General features: G+C 60.4%; 20 protein-coding genes and 4 tRNA genes. 10 read left to right on the top strand and 14 right to left on the bottom strand.

The window, feature by feature from the left end:
• The first annotated feature begins 2 nt into the window (after positions 1 to 2).
• On the top strand, positions 3 to 770 hold the full coding sequence (locus TR61_RS14680; RefSeq protein ID WP_050931250.1) for a hypothetical protein: 768 nt from the start codon (positions 3 to 5) through the stop codon (positions 768 to 770).
• Between the two features lie 70 nt (positions 771 to 840).
• Here the strand turns inward: TR61_RS14680 and TR61_RS14675 are convergent.
• The 7 genes from TR61_RS14675 to TR61_RS14645 all read right to left on the bottom strand — a co-directional run bounded on the left by TR61_RS14675 (position 841) and on the right by TR61_RS14645 (position 3,728).
• Positions 841 to 917, bottom strand: a tRNA-Asp gene (locus TR61_RS14675).
• Between the two features lie 40 nt (positions 918 to 957).
• A tRNA-Asp gene (locus TR61_RS14670) sits at positions 958 to 1,034 on the bottom strand.
• 116 nt (positions 1,035 to 1,150) lie between these two features.
• Complete coding sequence (locus tag TR61_RS14665; RefSeq protein ID WP_050931281.1) at positions 1,151 to 2,089, bottom strand: pirin family protein; 939 nt, start codon at positions 2,087 to 2,089, stop codon at positions 1,151 to 1,153.
• A gap of 184 nt (positions 2,090 to 2,273) precedes the next feature.
• A tRNA-Val gene (locus TR61_RS14660) sits at positions 2,274 to 2,349 on the bottom strand.
• Positions 2,350 to 2,428: 79 nt separating this feature from the next.
• Complete coding sequence (locus tag TR61_RS14655; protein ID WP_050931246.1) at positions 2,429 to 3,010, bottom strand: histidine phosphatase family protein; 582 nt, start codon at positions 3,008 to 3,010, stop codon at positions 2,429 to 2,431.
• Positions 3,011 to 3,083: 73 nt separating this feature from the next.
• A tRNA-Val gene (locus TR61_RS14650) sits at positions 3,084 to 3,158 on the bottom strand.
• Positions 3,159 to 3,272: 114 nt separating this feature from the next.
• A complete protein-coding gene (locus TR61_RS14645; RefSeq protein WP_082181981.1) occupies positions 3,273 to 3,728 on the bottom strand; it encodes an HU family DNA-binding protein in 456 nt (151 codons plus the stop codon).
• 88 nt (positions 3,729 to 3,816) lie between these two features.
• Here TR61_RS14645 and TR61_RS20410 point away from each other — a divergent pair, with 88 nt between their 5' ends.
• The 3 genes from TR61_RS20410 (at position 3,817) to TR61_RS14630 (ending at position 5,037) form a co-directional block, all read left to right on the top strand.
• Positions 3,817 to 4,239, top strand: coding sequence for a hypothetical protein (locus tag TR61_RS20410; RefSeq protein WP_050931243.1), 423 nt, complete (start codon positions 3,817 to 3,819; stop codon positions 4,237 to 4,239).
• Positions 4,240 to 4,395: 156 nt separating this feature from the next.
• Positions 4,396 to 4,605, top strand: a complete 210-nt coding sequence (locus tag TR61_RS14635) for a hypothetical protein (RefSeq protein ID WP_050931240.1) — start codon at positions 4,396 to 4,398, stop codon at positions 4,603 to 4,605.
• 189 nt (positions 4,606 to 4,794) lie between these two features.
• Positions 4,795 to 5,037: a hypothetical protein gene (locus TR61_RS14630; protein ID WP_050931235.1), complete on the top strand. Its 243-nt coding sequence runs from the start codon at positions 4,795 to 4,797 to the stop codon at positions 5,035 to 5,037.
• A gap of 76 nt (positions 5,038 to 5,113) precedes the next feature.
• Here the strand turns inward: TR61_RS14630 and lon are convergent, their stop codons facing one another.
• Positions 5,114 to 7,522, bottom strand: a complete 2,409-nt coding sequence (lon, locus tag TR61_RS14625; protein ID WP_050931232.1) for an endopeptidase La — start codon at positions 7,520 to 7,522, stop codon at positions 5,114 to 5,116.
• Between the two features lie 261 nt (positions 7,523 to 7,783).
• Here lon and TR61_RS19980 point away from each other — a divergent pair, with 261 nt between their 5' ends.
• A complete protein-coding gene (locus TR61_RS19980; protein WP_157440931.1) occupies positions 7,784 to 8,041 on the top strand; it encodes a hypothetical protein in 258 nt (85 codons plus the stop codon).
• A gap of 1 nt (position 8,042) precedes the next feature.
• Here the strand turns inward: TR61_RS19980 and TR61_RS14620 are convergent, their stop codons facing one another.
• The 3 genes from TR61_RS14620 to tgt all read right to left on the bottom strand — a co-directional run bounded on the left by TR61_RS14620 (position 8,043) and on the right by tgt (position 10,101).
• The gene (locus TR61_RS14620) at positions 8,043 to 8,531 is read right to left on the bottom strand and encodes a hypothetical protein (protein WP_050931228.1); all 489 of its coding nucleotides are present in this window, start codon (positions 8,529 to 8,531) and stop codon (positions 8,043 to 8,045) included.
• Between the two features lie 193 nt (positions 8,532 to 8,724).
• Entirely contained in the window at positions 8,725 to 8,967 is a 243-nt protein-coding gene (locus TR61_RS14615) for a hypothetical protein (protein WP_157440930.1), read from the bottom strand.
• Positions 8,968 to 8,970: 3 nt separating this feature from the next.
• On the bottom strand, positions 8,971 to 10,101 hold the full coding sequence (gene tgt / locus TR61_RS14610) for a tRNA guanosine(34) transglycosylase Tgt (protein ID WP_050931221.1): 1,131 nt from the start codon (positions 10,099 to 10,101) through the stop codon (positions 8,971 to 8,973).
• A 181-nt stretch (positions 10,102 to 10,282) separates the two neighbouring features.
• On the opposite strand from tgt, the gene TR61_RS14605 reads away from it, so the two are divergent.
• Complete coding sequence (locus TR61_RS14605; protein WP_050931217.1) at positions 10,283 to 11,398, top strand: porin; 1,116 nt, start codon at positions 10,283 to 10,285, stop codon at positions 11,396 to 11,398.
• 61 nt (positions 11,399 to 11,459) lie between these two features.
• On the opposite strand, the gene TR61_RS14600 is transcribed toward TR61_RS14605, so the two are convergent.
• Entirely contained in the window at positions 11,460 to 12,698 is a 1,239-nt protein-coding gene (locus TR61_RS14600) for a glycosyltransferase (RefSeq protein WP_050931212.1), read from the bottom strand.
• A gap of 75 nt (positions 12,699 to 12,773) precedes the next feature.
• The gene (locus tag TR61_RS14595; RefSeq protein ID WP_216595407.1) at positions 12,774 to 13,097 is read right to left on the bottom strand and encodes a hypothetical protein; all 324 of its coding nucleotides are present in this window, start codon (positions 13,095 to 13,097) and stop codon (positions 12,774 to 12,776) included.
• Positions 13,098 to 13,431: 334 nt separating this feature from the next.
• Here TR61_RS14595 and TR61_RS14590 point away from each other — a divergent pair, with 334 nt between their 5' ends.
• The 3 genes from TR61_RS14590 to TR61_RS14580 all read left to right on the top strand — a co-directional run bounded on the left by TR61_RS14590 (position 13,432) and on the right by TR61_RS14580 (position 14,662).
• Positions 13,432 to 13,794 carry an SUF system Fe-S cluster assembly protein gene (locus TR61_RS14590; protein WP_050931277.1) on the top strand — a complete coding sequence of 121 codons (363 nt, stop codon included), beginning with the start codon at positions 13,432 to 13,434 and terminating at the stop codon, positions 13,792 to 13,794.
• Between the two features lie 164 nt (positions 13,795 to 13,958).
• A complete protein-coding gene (locus TR61_RS14585) occupies positions 13,959 to 14,339 on the top strand; it encodes a HesB/IscA family protein (RefSeq protein ID WP_050931206.1) in 381 nt (126 codons plus the stop codon).
• Positions 14,339 to 14,662: a TfoX/Sxy family protein gene (locus tag TR61_RS14580; RefSeq protein WP_050931203.1), complete on the top strand. Its 324-nt coding sequence runs from the start codon at positions 14,339 to 14,341 to the stop codon at positions 14,660 to 14,662. Before TR61_RS14585 ends, TR61_RS14580 begins: the two co-directional genes overlap by 1 nt.
• A gap of 58 nt (positions 14,663 to 14,720) precedes the next feature.
• On the opposite strand, the gene TR61_RS14575 is transcribed toward TR61_RS14580, so the two are convergent.
• A complete protein-coding gene (locus tag TR61_RS14575) occupies positions 14,721 to 15,635 on the bottom strand; it encodes an isopenicillin N synthase family dioxygenase (protein WP_050931200.1) in 915 nt (304 codons plus the stop codon).
• Positions 15,636 to 15,704: 69 nt separating this feature from the next.
• On the opposite strand from TR61_RS14575, the gene TR61_RS14570 reads away from it, so the two are divergent.
• Positions 15,705 to 16,308 (top strand): triose-phosphate isomerase family protein (locus tag TR61_RS14570; protein ID WP_157440929.1); only part of this gene is annotated, 604 nt, incomplete at its 3' end.

The raw sequence follows: 16,308 nt of genomic DNA, 5'->3' as shown, positions 1-16,308 counted from the left end.
TGATGACAGACCCAAGCGCCATCAGCGCAGATATGCAGACGCAAGGCTATCATTTCCGCCTGTGCGGGGACGGGCCACCCGACATGTATCAGGTGCTGGGCGAGCGGGCGAGCGGCACGAACCTGATCCGGAAGATCATCCAGCGCAACGCGCGCATCTTTCGCACCGAAGGGCTGGGTTGGAAACACGGCTTTCCCACCATGGTGGCCATCCCGCGCGATCTGCTGGTGGTCTGCGCCTTCCGCAACGCCGAAGACTGGGCGATATCCATGTATAAGCGGCCCTGGCATGCGCATCCAAATATGCAGGCGCTTGGCTTTTCCGACTTTCTGCGCGCGCCCTGGCTGTCGATCGTGGACAGGCCCGCGGATTTCGAAATGATCCACCATGAAATGAAGGTCGAAGGGATGGATCTGCAATTCGACCGCCATCCCCTGACCGGGGAAAGGTTCGGCAACCTCTTTGCCCTGCGCCGCGCGAAGATGGAGGCGCTGTTGGGCATGCTGAATCGCGATTGCCATATCGCGCTGGTGAAACTGGAACCCTTTCTGGCCGACCCCGAAGCGTTCATGACGGATTTTCGCGCCTTCTACGGTCTCGATCCCAAACGGGAAGACTTCCGCATGCCGTCCCGGCGCATGGGAAACAACTTCAACCCGTCTGTCGAAAACCGGGATCCTGCGCCAGAACGGCTGTCCGAGGATGACCGCGCCTTCATGCTTTCGCAGCTGAACATGCCATTGGAAACCGCGCTTGGTTACAGCTACTGACCGGGCACCACAGCGGCATGCGCCATCGCCAAAGCCACTGCGCGAAATGACGTTTGATTTTTTGGGTAAATGGCGCGGTTGACGGGGCTCGAACCCGCGACCCCCGGCGTGACAGGCCGGTACTCTAACCAACTGAGCTACAACCGCGCATCATGTGCCCTGCCCGGGCCGGGTGTGGTGGCAGCGGTGGCGCGGTTGACGGGGCTCGAACCCGCGACCCCCGGCGTGACAGGCCGGTACTCTAACCAACTGAGCTACAACCGCTCACTGCCCGTTCGGCGAACCGAACGTCTGGACCTAATATGGCGCGGCCCCTGCCCCGTCAAGCAAACAAATGCATCGCAGGGGCCGATTTCTTGCATGGCAATCGCTGAGGCCGATCACCGTTCGGGCAGCGGAATGAATTCTGTGTCGTCCCCAACCGGCAGGCTGAAACGCCCATGCGCCCAATCGCCTGCGCGCCAGGCCTCTTTCGCGGCGTCGATCTTGTCCTTGGACGAGGCCACGAAGTTCCACCAGATATGGCGCGATCCATTCAGCGTCGCCCCGCCCAGCAGCATCAGACGCGCACCCTGATCGCCCGCTTTCAGGCTGATGGAATCGCCGGGGCGGAACACCATCATGCGCCCGGCTTCAAAGCGGTCGCCGGCGACGGAGACCTCACCTTCCACCACATACACCCCACGGTCCTCGTGATCATCGGGCAAGGGGATGGACGCGCCGGGTTGCAGCACCGCATCGGCATAAAACATCTCGGACGCGACCTTGACCGGTGCCCTTTCGCCATAGGCATTGCCCAGGATCAGACGCACCTCTTTCCCCTCGCCTTCGAAGAACGGAAGCGCTTCTTTCGGCTGATGCTCGAAATAGGCGGGGTCATCCTCGTTCTCTTCGGGCAGGGCCACCCAGGTCTGAATACCGAAAAACGGCATCGGATCGATCTGGGTGTCATCATCGGTGCGTTCGGAATGGGTAATGCCATGCCCCGCGACCATCCAGTTCACGGCACCGGGTTCAATCCAGCTGTCTGTGCCCAGGCTGTCGCGGTGATGCATCCGCCCGCGATAGAGATAACTGATCGTGGCCAGCCCGATATGCGGGTGCGGGCGCACATCCATGCCCTTGGTGGGCAGAAATTCGGCCGGACCCATCTGATCGAAGAAGATGAAAGGCCCCACCATCTGCCGCCTTGGGGCCGGCAGGGCGCGGCGCACCTCGAACCCACCCAGATCGCGGGCGCGGGGGACTATGACGGTTTCGATTCCATCCACAGCGTCGCCAATGGGGACATCGGGATCAAGTACGGGGTTCCAGCTCATCTCAAGCGCTCCTAAACTCGGGTTGGCTTCAAGATAGGTGACGTTCCCGCGCACAGAAACCCACATAGAATGCGATGCGCTGTGCGAATACTCACAAATCCTCATTGAATGCCGCGATCAGCTGACACCACAAGGGTTTAACGCAGCCTCAAAGCTGGGTTCGGCAGATCGCAATGGGAAGAAATGGTGGGTCGTGAGAGGCTCGAACTCCCGACATCTTCGGTGTAAACGAAGCGCTCTACCAACTGAGCTAACGACCCGCAGGACGTCCTTTACAAAAGCCGATCCATCGGCGCAAGACCCTTCTGATAGCTGAAGGCCCTCGCCGCCAAAGGCCGCTCAGTCGGGCGCGCGCAGCACGGTCTCCTGCCCGTTCTCCAGCGCATAAACCACACCCTGCAGGTTATCGAGCCGCCGCATCGCATCCCCGTCCAGCCCCCGCAGGATCGCACGCGCCACCTGCCCCCACAGACCATGCGCCACAATCACCGTGGGTTCGGTCAGCTCGTCCAGAACCGCGCGGATCCGGGCGTGAAATGCATCCAGCCCCTCGCCGCCCGGCGCGTGGGCAAAAAGCTCCAGCGCGGTCATCTGATCGTTCACCTGATCGGGCCAGCGCGCCAGCACATCATCGTAATAAAGCCCCTGCCAGTCACCGGCATGGATTTCCATCAGCCGCGCGTCGGTTGCGAAAGGATACTCCCCAAGCGCAATCCGCGCCGTATCGCGAGCGCGCAACAAAGGCGAGGCCACACAGCGCGGGCCATGTTTCGCAAGGATCGGCGCCATGATCTTCGCCTGCTCGGCCGCATGCCAGCGCCCCTGTTCACTCAGCAGCGACTCCGATTGGCCTTGAATCCGCCGCACCGCGTTCCATTCGGTCTGCCCGTGGCGCAGAAACCAGATTTTAGGAAAACTCATCGGCAGGCCCTCGTCACACCAAATCCCGCGGGTCACCACCCGCCTGTCACGTCACCTGCATCAGAAAAGTAAATGGTGGGTGATAAGAGATTCGAACTCCTGACATCTTCGATGTGAACGAAGCGCTCTACCACTGAGCTAATCACCCTTGGGCGCACCAATTAGCCTCGCACGCCTTCAGTTGCAAGTGCCTCTTGACCAAGAATTCGCAGCCCGTGATCCGGGCCAGACGCTATCGGGAAAAAGCATCCAGGCAATGTGTCTATTCGGCGGCGTGCAATCCGCCATCGGCGGATGTCTCGGGCGGTGAGTCTTTCGGCTGGCGCACGCGGCAGACAATCACCGTTCCGTTGGATTTTTCTTCCTGACGCGCGATCTTCAGCTTGCCAAAGGGTTTCAGGTTCAGTTCGCGCCCGTCGGCCAGGGCCTCCCCCAGAACGGCAAGCGCCGCTTCGATGGCGGGCTTGGCGTCTTTCTTCTTCGCGCCGGACCGTTCGACCACCAGCTCGATCAGCTCTTTCTTGCGCAGAGCCGGTTTGGCCACAGTGGCTTCCTTCACCTCGACCAGTTTGGGTGTCACCGCCGGCGTTTTGCCGGAGGCGCGCCGCGTGGCGGTCGATGTCGCTGTTCTGGGCTTTTTCGCCTTGGACTTCGCCGCAGTGGATTTGGATGTTTTGCGCGTGGCCGTCGTGGCCCGCGTGCCTGATTTCGCTGTCATACTACTCGCCTTGATGATTATTTTCTTTGTTATGGTCACAACTTAACGAAAATCCTGCCGGTTTTCCACCGATTTCCCTCGGAAGCAAATGTCGGCCCGGCCCGACCGGCATGATGTTGGAAAGACGCGCCAAGCTTCTCTGGCATTCAGAAACTTTGAAAAAAAACGCATTAACTTTGAAAAAAAACGCATTCTTGGTACCTTCGAGCCGAAGCACATTTTCTGCTTCGCTGCCAAAACCAAATTATCTGGGGATACGCATATGTTGAAAAAGACACTATTGGCGACAACGGTCGTGGCTTTCAGCGCCACAGCCGCTTTTGCAGAAGGCGGAGAAATGACACCACGCATGACGGCTGCACAGATCGAAACATATTCGACACAATCCGCCGAATTTCAGGGAAGCAGCGCAGGGATCATATTGCCGCTCTTTCTTCTGGTGTTGGTCGGCATCGCCTTGTTCGGAGGCGGCGACAAAACGATGTCTTACTCATATGTGTCAGCGGGCTAAACCGCTCCTGCTACGCAGATACATGATGTGAGGCGCTTGTCCCGGGGCATTCCGGGGCAGGCAAGGATAGTTTTTGACGAAAGCACAGGGTTTATTTAGGCTATCTTCAATATGTCCCGCCAATATCTGGTAATCATGTAACCAAGGGTAGAAGATATGCTCAAGAACTCGCTCCTGGCCGCTTCGCTGGCTTTTGTCGCTCCCGCCGCGTTCGCAGAAACAGACAATGCTGCGCCCCGGATGACTGCAGATCAGATCGAAACCTTTTCGACCCAATCCGCCGATCTGCAAGGCAGCAGCGCGGGTGTGATCCTGCCGCTCATGCTTCTGATCCTTGTTGCTGCTGCGGTCACCGGGGGCGATTAAGCTCCCCGACTTGCCCCCGTTGCGCGTTTCGATCTGTCCGCGGGCACGCCCTGCGGGCGTCGACGTGGTCTGTCCCATCAGTCTCTGATGCGACAACGGTCTGGCCCGTTTTTTCTGGCTTAGTTTGTCAATCTTGATAAGCTCTCCACGGGCAGTTCAACTTTACTTGAACGTTTGGGGGATACGAAAATGTTGAAAAATCTGCTTTTGGCGACAACGCTCGCCAGCTTTGGGAGCACAGCGGCCTTGGCCGGTGAGAAAGCACCGCAACCCCGCATGACCGCGGAAGAAATCGAAACATTCTCGACGCAGTCGGCGGATTTTCAGGGAAGCAGCTCAGGCATCGTCCTGCCCCTGTTCCTTATGACAATCATCATCATCGCGTTGGTGGGCGGCGGTGACTATCGTCCCATGAGAATAGTGCCCGAGTAAGAACCGGTGTAACCAATGTGAAAAGCCGCCCCATATCCGGGGCGGCTTTGCTGTGTTCACAGTTTGCGACCGTCTGTTAATGCGCCGTCGCACCGGACCCGGATGTGGCCGAGGCTGCGGCAGTCGCCGCAGCCGCCTCTTCCGCGGCTTCGTCCCATTCCACCGGTTCCGGTTCCCCGACAAGCGCCAGTTTCAGAACTTCGGACACGTGGGTGACGGGAATAATCTCCAGCCCCTCTTTCACATTGTCCGGGATCTCCGGCAGGTCTTTTTCGTTCTCTTCCGGGATCAGCACGGTTTTGATACCGCCCCGCAACGCCGCCAGCAGTTTTTCCTTCAAACCACCGATGGGCATGGCGTTGCCGCGCAACGACACCTCGCCGGTCATGGCGATGTCCTTGCGCACCGGAATGCCTGTCAGCACCGACACGATCGAGGTCACCATCGCCAGACCCGCCGAAGGTCCGTCCTTGGGCGTTGCACCATCCGGCACGTGCACGTGGATGTCCCATTTCTCGAACTGAGGCGGCTTCACCCCAATCTGCGGGCTGATCGAGCGCACGTAAGAACTGGCCGCATCGATGGATTCCTTCATCACATCGCCCAGTTTGCCCGTGGTCTTCATCCGGCCCTTGCCCGGCAGGCGCAGCGCTTCGATGCTCAGAAGTTCTCCACCGACCGAGGTATAGGCCAGACCAGTGACCACACCGACCTGATCTTCCTTCTCGGCCAGACCAAAGCGGTATTTCGGCACACCCAGGAAATCATCGAGATTTTCGGCAGTTACAACAACTTCCTCAACCTCTTTCTTGATGATCTTCGTCAGCGCTTTCCGCGCCACCTTGGCGATCTCCCGCTCCAGGTTCCGCACACCCGCCTCGCGGGTATAGGTGCGGATGATCGCGGTCAGCGCATCATCGGTCAGCGTGAACTCACCCTTCTTGAAGCCGTGGTTCTTGATCTGCTTGCCGATCAGGTGCTGTTTAGCGATCTCGGCCTTCTCGTCCTCGGTGTAGCCGGCCAGCGGAATGATCTCCATCCGGTCCAGAAGCGGGCCCGGCATGTTGTAGGAGTTCGACGTGGTCAGGAACATCACGTTCGAGAGGTCGTATTCCACCTCCAGATAGTGATCCACAAAGGTCGAGTTCTGTTCCGGATCCAGCACTTCCAGCATGGCGGATGCAGGATCACCGCGGAAATCCTGCCCCATCTTGTCGATTTCATCGAGCAGGATCAGCGGGTTGGTCGTCTTCGCCTTTTTCAGCGCCTGGATGATCTTGCCGGGCATCGAGCCGATATAGGTCCGGCGGTGCCCCCGGATCTCGGATTCATCGCGCACGCCACCCAACGAGATGCGAATAAACTCGCGCCCCGTGGCCTTGGCAACCGATTTCCCAAGCGAGGTTTTACCCACACCCGGGGGGCCCACCAGACACATGATCGGGCCTTTCATCTTCTTGGACCGTTGCTGAACCGCCAGATATTCCACGATCCGCTCCTTGACCTTCTCCAGGCCATAGTGATCGGCATCCAGAATATCCTGCGCCCGGTTCAGATCCTTCTTCACGCGGGATTTCGTGCCCCACGGGATCGACAGCATCCAATCCAGGTAATTGCGCACCACGGTCGCCTCGGCGCTCATGGGCGACATGTTTTTCAGCTTTTTCAGCTCGCCTTCGGCCTTTTCCTTGGCCTCTTTGCTCAGCTTGGTCTTGGCGATGCGCTCTTCCAGCTCGGCGATTTCGCCTTCGCCATCCTCGCCGTCGCCCAGCTCGCGCTGAATGGCTTTCATCTGCTCATTCAGGTAATATTCACGCTGGGTCTTCTCCATCTGGGATTTGACCCGCGTTTTGATCTTCTTTTCGACCTGCAGCACGCTCATTTCGCCCTGCATCAGGCCATAGACCTTCTCAAGCCGCTCGGACACGGACAGCGTCTCAAGCAGTTCCTGCTTTTGATGCACTTCAATTCCCAGATGGCCCGACACTAGGTCAGCCAGCTTCGCAGGCTCGGTCGTCTCCCCAACGGCGGCCAGCGCCTCTTCGGGGATGTTCTTGCGCACCTTGGCATAGCGTTCGAATTCCGCGCTGACCGTGCGCACCAGCGCCTCGGTCGTGGTCAGATCGCCCGGCGTTTCGGTCAGGTATTCGGCCCGCGCTTCGAAGAAGTTCTCGTTTTCGACGAATTCGGTGATCTTCACCCGCGCCTGGCCTTCCACCAGCACTTTCACGGTGCCATCGGGCAGCTTCAGAAGCTGCAGCACATTGGCCAGCACGCCCGCGCGGTAAATGCCGTCGGCATCGGGATCATCCACGCCCGGATCGACCTGGCTTGACAGCAGGATCTGCTTGTCATCGGCCATCACCTCTTCCAGCGCGCGCACCGATTTCTCGCGACCCACGAAGAGGGGTACGATCATATGCGGGAACACCACGATATCGCGCAACGGCAAAACCGGGTAGGATGCGTTCAGGGGTTCTTGCATGCTCTTTCCTTATCATTGGCAAGATGGCTCGGTCCCTCTTCGAGGCAACACCCGCCATCTCCTTTACGGACTATTAAACTGTGCCTGATCAGTGCCTGTTTCAAGCCAGCGCTTGCATCAAGAATGCCTGCGCGCTTGGACAGGTGCAATCCGCCTTTGGGAAAATGGTCAAAAAAGACTGATCTTTTCCACAGAAAATCGCAGGTGCGATCAATGCCTGCCCTCAGACCGGCGCCCGAATATGACAGCGCAGGGTCAAAGATGCAGAAACTGACGCAGGCGCAGCCAGATAACAACGCGACACTCTTAAAAAACGCGCCGCATCCTGCGTCAGTTTTTAGGCGAACACCGCGTCAATATCCGCCGCCTGTCTCATGCAAGGATGATCGCCGCCATGGCACCCGCAAAAACCCAAGCAATTGTAAACAAAACGAAATGCATGCCGGCATCTCCCCAGATGACACGGTCAGTTTAGCGATGCTGCGCGCGGCTCATATGGTGGAATTCCTGACCTTGTAGGTCAGCCTGGGTTCAACTCACGCGTTTCCTTCGCAGAAAGGCTGCGTTCCTGCGCGATGGATTGGCGCAACACCGTCTCTTCCGCGCCGCGGCCCCAGCCGAAGGCCGTTTGATAGGCATAGCCTTCCACGCTGCCCGTCCGGTAGACAACGCCCGACATGCTCTGGCGTTCATCCTCCCGGCGATCCAGCACAAAGACGCGCGCGCCGCACACCATCTGCCCGGCACCGCGCGCGGGCAAAGACCCGGTACATGTCTCACCGCTTTGCGAAGTCATCTCGATCTCGGCGGCCCCGGACATGCGGCCCAGCATCGTTCCGGCATAGACCTGTTCGGTATCGGCCACATTCACGACCATCTTCGCGGGAAAGGTGATGGTCGTCAGCCCGGACAGCTGCGCATCGTTGTTTGCGGCGGCGATCATTACGGGCACCTCGCATCCCGGCAGGCCGAATGCGGCCACTAGGGCAAGCGTCAGTTTGAATTTCATCGGATGGTCCTTCTTCGCGTCTTCTGCGCCGCCACCATGAGAGAACATCTCAATGAAATCAACGAAATGACGCTAAAGAGGATCAATATCGCCCTGCTCCCGCCCCCTTAAGACGAGGCCCACCAGTCGGCAAACCCGCCCCCAGCAAACGCCTGGTGCGACCAGATCCCGCGCAAACCCGCGCCGTGCGGGATCAGCCCTGCCTGTCGCGTTTGTCGCGCAGCGCCCAATACACCGCCAGAGCCGCCGCAGCGCATCCAAAGACAAAGAAAATCATGCCGGTACTGCGCACACCCATCCAGGACGTCACAGCCATCATCACAAAGAAAATCACCGAAAAAATGGCCATGCGCCATTTCATCTCCCGCGGGGTGGTTTTTTGAAAGATCGGCAAAGCGTCCTCCTTTTGACTTGTTCCGCTCGCGCGGCGGTCCACCGATCACAGAGGATCAATATCGCCCTGTTCCCGGCCACGGTGAAACGCGGACTGCCACGCCGCGAATGTGCCTTGCGCGATTGCGGTGCGCATTTCAGACATAATATCCTGATAATACTGCAGATTATGCCAGGTCAACAGCATGGAGCTGATGATCTCCTGGCTGCGAAACACATGATGCAGATAAGCGCGCGAGTAATTCCGGCAGGCCGGGCAGCCGCAGTTTTCATCCAGCGGGCGCGGATCATCCTGATGGCGCGCGTTCTTAATGTTCAGCACACCCATCCGCGTGAATACCTGCCCCGTCCGCCCCGAGCGTGAGGGCAACACGCAATCCATCATGTCGATGCCACGCGCCACGGCGCCCACGATGTCATCGGGCTTGCCCACACCCATCAGGTATCGCGGCTTGTCGGCGGGTAATTGCCCCGGCGCATAATCCAGACAGCCGAACATCGCCTCCTGCCCCTCGCCCACGGCCAGGCCGCCAATGGCATAGCCTTCAAATCCGATCTCCTGCAAAGCCCCGGCGCTTTCGGCGCGCAGATCCTCTTCCAGCCCGCCCTGCTGGATACCGAACAGCGCATGGCCCGGCCGGTCTCCAAACGCCTCACGCGACCGCTTGGCCCAGCGCATCGACAGGCGCATGCTTTGCGCGATGCGGTCCCGGTCCGCGGGCAAGGCGGGGCATTCATCGAAACACATCACGATATCGCTGCCCAGAAGGCGCTGGATCTCCATCGACCGTTCCGGTGTCAGCGCATGTTTCGACCCGTCGATATGGGATTTGAAGGTCACGCCCTCTTCGGTCAGCTTGCGCAGGCCCGCAAGGCTCATCACCTGAAAGCCCCCGCTATCGGTCAGGATCGGCCCGTCCCAGTTCATGAACCTGTGCAAGCCGCCCAGCCGGTCGATCCGTTCGGCCGTAGGGCGCAGCATCAGGTGATAGGTGTTGCCCAGAATGATATCCGCACCGGTCTGGCGCACGCTTTCGGGCATCATCGCCTTGACCGTCGCGGCTGTGCCCACCGGCATGAAGGCAGGCGTGCGGATCTCACCGCGCGGGGTTCGGATCACCCCGGTGCGCGCCGCCCCATCCGTGGCGTTCAGTTGAAATTCGAATGTCGCAGCCATGGGCAGGCCTCATCTTTCACAAGTCCGCGCCTTCTGCGCCAAATCCTGCCGCTTGCCAAGGCGTGCAAGGTCTTCTGTGCATTTCCGTAAGCCGCCTGTGCGGAAATCTTCACAAAAGCTTCGTTCACATTTGGGCCACGGTACTTACGTCCCCTTCACCAATCCCAAGGAGACCCCAAGCATGACATCTCGGACATCAGCTGCCCTGTCGGCCACAGCGCTCTGCGCAGCGCTTGCGACCCCGGCATTTGCAGGCCCCACTTATGAAAACGCCTCGGGCGGTTCAGTCACCTTTTATGGCCAGTTCAACCCTTCGTACCTGTCCTTCGACGATGGCGGGACAACCACGAACACGTTCGCGGACAATGCGGCGTCCAACACACGCGTGGGCTTTTTGCTTCGCCAACCCTTTGGCGAAAATGAACTGCGCTTCCGCTTTGAAAGCGGTCTGGGTTTGCGCCCCACCAGCGGCATCAGCCAAACCATGACACCCGGCGGCATCGAATGGGATCGCACCGATCTGCGTCACGTGGATTTGCAGTTTGAAACCGCGCGCGCCGGCACGTTCTATTTCGGTCAGGGCAGCATGGCCTCGGACGGGATCGGGGATCGGTCGCTCTCAGGTACGGGCCTGGCCACATCCGTCTCTATCGGAGATATCGCCGGCGGGTTTGAATTGCGCACAACCGGCGGCGCGCTCTCGGGCATCCAGATCGGTGACGCATTCGCCAATCTCGACGGCAGCCGCCGGGGCCGGATCCGCTATGACACCCCGAATTTCAGCGGCTTCACACTCAGCGTAGCCTATGGCCAGGACATCCTGACACGGGGCAACTCGGATGACTTCTATGATGTGGGTCTGGGATACGAGGCCGAGATTTCCGGCGGCATGGAGATTGAGGCAGGCCTTGGCTACCAGGTTCGCGAACGCGACGGGTCTCCTGATCGCGAAGATGTGTTCGGGTCGATCACGGTTGCCATGCCCTCGGGCTTTAACGCCACCTTCGCTGCAGGCGACCGCAACACGGGCGGGGATTACCATTACGCCAAGTTCGGCTATCGGATGAACGTCCTGCCCATCGGCGAAACGGCGGTCTCGATCGACTATTATTCGGGGTCCGATTTCGTATCGCTCGGCGATGACGCGGAAAGCTTTGGCATCGGCATCGTGCAAGACTTCGACAACCACAATATCGAGGCCTATTTCGGCTATCGCCAATACAGCTATGACGACGTTTCGGCGACATCCTATCAAGATGCGCAAAGCGTTGTCTTGGGCGCACGGATAAGCTTCTGATCCGCCACGATCTCAGGCCGCGTCTTGCCAGAGGGGCGCGGCCTTGTTCCGCGCTCGGGCATCACAGGCGCGCGCCGCCCCCCCCTTTGTCCCGCATCATCGCAAGGATCGCCTTGCGATATGCGTGTTGCGCAGCCCCGTCATAGCCGTCGCGCAGATCCATTGCAGCAAGCTTTGCCGCCGCTGCAATGGCAGACCGCTCCCAAAGCTCGGATATGATGTCGAGTATGGTCTCAGCACTCCGCTTCTTTTTCGGTACCATGCGCACCGAAGTCAGACCTTCGGCGGCGCGCAGGGCGTTGGACAATTGCTCGTGATGCATCGGCAGCGCGACAACCGGCAAGCCGGCCAGCACCGCAAGCGCAAGCGTTCCGGCCTGCCCGGCGCACAGAACCATGCGGCTGCGGCGCACGATTTCTTCGCGGGGCAGCGGCGCCGGTGCGATCGAAAGGCAGGGATTTTCCTGCAAACGCCTGGCCATGTCAGGCGTCAGACCCGGTGCCACAAGACAGGCTTTGAACGGCAAGCGGCACAGCGCGTCCTGGATGGCGGGCTCGGTCAGTTCCAACCCTGAAAAATAGATGAAGATCTCCTCGCCCGATCCCCCTGACAAGGGCGGCATGGAATCAAAGGGCAACACAAGCGGGAGATTACGGGCCCCGTCATACGGGTCCCAGATCGAGACGCCATGAGGCAATGACAGATCGGCGGCATAGACCTCAGGAAGCCGCGCCAGTGGCGGCACACCAAGCGGGCCCAGCGTTGCATTCACGCACGCGCAAATCGCGTCCTCAGACGGGGCTGGCTCCCCGGACACCGGCGCAAGCAGCGCGGCCTGATCTCGGCTCAGCAGTTCCGGAAAGCACGGCAAGGTGGCAGGAGGCGAACCAAAAGCGGCGCCAACAGCCACCGTGGGAATACCCAGCGCACGGGCGGCCAAAAGCGCCGTGGGTGCATAATCCGCCACGACAAGGGCGGGCTTGATTGTCTGCAGCGCCAAAGCCCACCAGTCGAACTGTGCCTTCAGGACCTCAGGCTCGCCATAGCCGCGATTGTCCAGCCAGACGGCCCAGTTGAACGCACCCGCCGCTGGCCGCCCCGGCAGGCGCGCCAACACCGCGCCGCGATCCACGCGTGCGCAGACGGGGCTGAGAACATCAGCCCGGTCCATCTCGGGAATGATCGCCTGACAGGGATACCCCGGACCAAGCGCCCGCGCGACCGTGGCCAGGGTCGTGACATGCCCGCTGCCGTGACCGGTCTCACAGCACAGCAAAACGCGCCGGGAAGGCTCACGCATACCTGCGCTTCACCTCCCTCCACCAGCGCACCCCGCTTGCAGAGCGCAGCCTGGCGTCGCGCAACATCGATCTGATCAGAACGTGTAGGGGGCTGGCTGCTGCGGAGCTGGCGGCGCTGCGGGCGCTTCTGTATCCACGCCACCCAGGCTGACGCCAAAGTCCATACCGCTTCCCGACAGGCCAAAGCCCAGATCCAGACCGGCAAACCAGTTGTCACCCAGATACGCGACCCCAACAGTTCCGCGCCAGCTTTGGCTCTGGAACATGTAGTCAAGGCCAATGGACGCCGCGCCGGTATCCTCCTCGTCATCGGAAAACACACGTATCCCGACACCGGTTTCAACCACGCCGCTGCCAAATTTGATCGAAAGGCCAAATCCGACCGAGGGGTCCGCCATTGCAGGCCCCGCCATCAACGCCGGTACGGCACAGGTCATGGAAAGAAGGCGCAATTTCTGCTTAATTGCTAACATTGTGAATTACCTCTTAAGTACCAATGCACAGATAAAACCGCAGGTATTCCCTTCCTGTCAATGACAGTTGCGTGCCACCGGCAACTCCGGGCCCCACAGATACGGCGCGAAAAGACGCAGTTCGAAACGAATACGCGGCATTTCCTTGCGGGCCTTCAGCTTTTCCCGCGCTGCAAGGGAAGCCGCCCTTTACCCTTCCCGCGCATTTCCCTATATATTCACTCAGGAAAGACATGAGGCAGCCATGGATCAGTCCCCGATGAATATGCAAGGCGAACCGCTTGAAGGCGCTCCGCTGATTGCACCCTCGTCCACAGATCACCCGCTTTACGACCAGATCGTCGACGCCTGCCGCAGCGTCTATGACCCCGAAATCCCGGTCAATATCTATGAGCTGGGCCTTGTATACACCATTGATATCAATGACGAAAACGAGGTTCGGATTATCATGACCCTCACCGCGCCGGGCTGCCCGGTTGCCGGTGAAATGCCAGGCTGGGTTGCCGATGCAATCGAACCCATTCCGGGCGTCAAACAGGTTGATGTCGAACTCACCTGGGAGCCGCCCTGGGGCATGGACATGATGAGCGACGAGGCACGGCTTGAACTGGGCTTCATGTAAGCCTGCCGTCCCGCGCGACCCGCCCGGTCAATCACCCGGCAACTGGTAACATGACGAACACCCGGCCCATGCGGCCGGGCTGTTTTCATGTATCCCAAATCTATCTTATCCCCCTTGAGCCAGCCCGCCCAAACGCCTAGATTACCCACAAAGGAGATCCGCCCATGTTCGGCATTCCAGGAAAGCAGGCTGTCACACTCACCGACCGCGCCACCGCGCAGATCGTGAAACTGATGCAGAAAGAAGGCCATTCCGGCCTGCGCATCGGCGTCAAGAAAGGCGGCTGTGCGGGCATGGAATACACGATGGAATACGTGGCCGAACAGGACCCCAATGACGAGGTGGTCGAACAGGACGGCGCGCGGGTGATGATCGCTCCCATGGCGCAGATGTTCCTCTTCGGGACCGAGATCGACTATGAAGTGAGCCTGCTGGAATCGGGCTTCCGCTTCAACAACCCCAACGTGGCCGATGCCTGCGGCTGCGGGGAATCGATCAAGTTCAAGGATATCGACGAACTCAACGCCGAGATGACCCAGCGCTGATGGCCGTCAGCGACGAACAGATCGCCTTCGTCACCGACCTCTTTTCCGATCTGGGCCCTGTGACCACCCGCAAGATGTTCGGGGGCTTGGGCATTTACGCGGGCGACACGATCTTCGCCATTCTGATGAGCGACGGCAGCCTCAAACTAAAAGGCGCAGGCAACATGCCGGCGGCTTTTGAACAGGCTGGCTGGGCGCCCTGGACCTATACCCGCAAGGATGGCGCGGCCTCCTCCATGCCCTATTGGACCATGCCGGAAGACCTACTCGACGACCCCGACGCCGCATGCGACTGGGCACGCCGGGCGCTCGCGGATCTCTGACTGAAGACCGATAAAATTTGAGCGATTGTTTCGCGCGCGAAACACTTTGCGCGCGCCCTCACCCCTCCTGCAGATGCAGATAGGTCTCCTCGAACCGGCGCGTCAGATGGGGACCGGCCAGGATCTCCTCACCCGATCCCGGCGGGGCCACATTCGTGTCCCAGGCCGGGTTGAAAAACAAAGGCACCGACAGCCGTTCCTCCGGCCCACCGACAACGCGGTGCAAGGTGGCCTTCACCCGCCCGCCGGTCCACATCTCCAGCATCTCGCCGAAATTGATCACGAAGACCCCGGGCTCCGCCTTCACCGGCACCCACTCTTCATCCCGGTTCAGCACCTCCAGCCCGGGCGTGCCATCCGTGGCCAGAAGCGTCAGGCAGCCGTAATCGGTATGGGCCGCGATCCCGAAATCCTTCGCCCCCGCCCAATCAGGCCGCGCAGGATAATAATTACCCCTGAGCAGCGCCATGGGCGCATCGAACGCCGCATCGAAACTGGCCTCATCCTCGCCCATCGCCACGGCAATCGCGCGCAAAAGATCCATCGCCACGGCGCGCGCGGCGTCGAAATACCCTTCGATCTCGCTGCGAAACCCCGGAAGATCGGGCCATTGATTGGGCGCGTATACCGAAAGCCCACGCGCGGCCAGCGGATGCCCCTCGGGCAATTCATACCCGCAATCGAACACTTCCTTGTAATCGGGATTGGCCTCGGGGTTCACCTGTTCCGATCCCGGCCCGCCCCAGCCGCGATTGGCCCCGGTACGCGCCATATCCACGGCCTGTTTCACAGGTCCGGGCGCGGCAAAGAACCGGCGATAGGCGTCAAAGACCCGCCCCACCCGCTCCGCATCCAGCGCGGTGCCTGCCACGGTCACAAACCCGATCGTTTCAGCAGCCGCACGCAGCCGCGCCAGTTCGCCCGCATCGCGCGCCGCCAGCTTGCGCGCATCCAGCTGAGGTATCTCACCCATATCCAATCCCGTTGTCTGTGGATTGGCGCGGTGCTACCACGGGTTGCAGCAAAGAAACAGGGGATGGGCATGAGACGAAAACTCGCGGCAGGCAACTGGAAAATGCACGGGATCGCAACCGATCTGGATCAGCTGACCATCCTCGCCCGCGCCCATCCCGATCCCGCCGTCGATATGCTGATCTGCCCGCCCGCCACGCTGATCTCGCGCGCCGCGCAGACGCTTGAAGGCAGCGCCATCGCCATCGGCGCGCAGGACTGCCACCCTCAGGCGTCCGGCGCCCATACCGGCGATCTCTCAGCCGCCATGCTCAAAGACGCAGGCGCCACCCATGTGATCCTGGGCCATTCTGAACGCCGCACCGATCACGGCGAAACCGACAAAACGGTTCAGTCCAAAGCACAGGTCGCCCTGACCGAAGGGCTCGTCGTCCTCCTCTGCATCGGCGAAACCCTGGCCCAGCGCGAGGCGGGCGAGACGCTGGCGATCCTCTCCAACCAGATCGCGGGCTCGCTGCCGGAAAAGGCCGACCCCGCCCGGCTCGTCATCGCCTATGAACCGGTCTGGGCCATCGGCACCGGCCTCACCCCCACACCCGACCAGATCGCCGAGGCGCACGCCCATATGCGCAGCGAGCTGACCCGCCACCTGGGCCCCACGGCCGCGCAAGACA

It is taken from the genome of Aestuariivita boseongensis (assembly GCF_001262635.1).
In the GTDB taxonomy this organism is placed as follows: Bacteria; Pseudomonadota; Alphaproteobacteria; order Rhodobacterales; family Rhodobacteraceae; genus Aestuariivita; species Aestuariivita boseongensis.
The sequence above is the reverse complement of the archived record's forward strand: the minus strand, read 5'-3'. Positions and strand labels throughout refer to the sequence as shown.

What these genes read in the sequence shown, in the direction of transcription:
- TR61_RS14680 (WP_050931250.1), top strand. Translation starts at nt 3, where the DNA reads ATGACAGACCCAAGCGCCATCAGCGCAGATATGCAGACGCAAGGCTAT.
- TR61_RS14665 (WP_050931281.1), bottom strand. Translation starts at nt 2,089, where the DNA reads ATGAGCTGGAACCCCGTACTTGATCCCGATGTCCCCATTGGCGACGCT.
- TR61_RS14655 (WP_050931246.1), bottom strand. Translation starts at nt 3,010, where the DNA reads ATGAGTTTTCCTAAAATCTGGTTTCTGCGCCACGGGCAGACCGAATGG.
- TR61_RS14645 (WP_082181981.1), bottom strand. Translation starts at nt 3,728, where the DNA reads ATGACAGCGAAATCAGGCACGCGGGCCACGACGGCCACGCGCAAAACA.
- TR61_RS20410 (WP_050931243.1), top strand. Translation starts at nt 3,817, where the DNA reads ATGTCGGCCCGGCCCGACCGGCATGATGTTGGAAAGACGCGCCAAGCT.
- TR61_RS14635 (WP_050931240.1), top strand. Translation starts at nt 4,396, where the DNA reads ATGCTCAAGAACTCGCTCCTGGCCGCTTCGCTGGCTTTTGTCGCTCCC.
- TR61_RS14630 (WP_050931235.1), top strand. Translation starts at nt 4,795, where the DNA reads ATGTTGAAAAATCTGCTTTTGGCGACAACGCTCGCCAGCTTTGGGAGC.
- lon (WP_050931232.1), bottom strand. Translation starts at nt 7,522, where the DNA reads ATGCAAGAACCCCTGAACGCATCCTACCCGGTTTTGCCGTTGCGCGAT.
- TR61_RS19980 (WP_157440931.1), top strand. Translation starts at nt 7,784, where the DNA reads ATGCAGAAACTGACGCAGGCGCAGCCAGATAACAACGCGACACTCTTA.
- TR61_RS14620 (WP_050931228.1), bottom strand. Translation starts at nt 8,531, where the DNA reads ATGAAATTCAAACTGACGCTTGCCCTAGTGGCCGCATTCGGCCTGCCG.
- tgt (WP_050931221.1), bottom strand. Translation starts at nt 10,101, where the DNA reads ATGGCTGCGACATTCGAATTTCAACTGAACGCCACGGATGGGGCGGCG.
- TR61_RS14605 (WP_050931217.1), top strand. Translation starts at nt 10,283, where the DNA reads ATGACATCTCGGACATCAGCTGCCCTGTCGGCCACAGCGCTCTGCGCA.
- TR61_RS14600 (WP_050931212.1), bottom strand. Translation starts at nt 12,698, where the DNA reads ATGCGTGAGCCTTCCCGGCGCGTTTTGCTGTGCTGTGAGACCGGTCAC.
- TR61_RS14595 (WP_216595407.1), bottom strand. Translation starts at nt 13,097, where the DNA reads ATGGCGGACCCCTCGGTCGGATTTGGCCTTTCGATCAAATTTGGCAGC.
- TR61_RS14590 (WP_050931277.1), top strand. Translation starts at nt 13,432, where the DNA reads ATGAATATGCAAGGCGAACCGCTTGAAGGCGCTCCGCTGATTGCACCC.
- TR61_RS14585 (WP_050931206.1), top strand. Translation starts at nt 13,959, where the DNA reads ATGTTCGGCATTCCAGGAAAGCAGGCTGTCACACTCACCGACCGCGCC.
- TR61_RS14580 (WP_050931203.1), top strand. Translation starts at nt 14,339, where the DNA reads ATGGCCGTCAGCGACGAACAGATCGCCTTCGTCACCGACCTCTTTTCC.
- TR61_RS14575 (WP_050931200.1), bottom strand. Translation starts at nt 15,635, where the DNA reads ATGGGTGAGATACCTCAGCTGGATGCGCGCAAGCTGGCGGCGCGCGAT.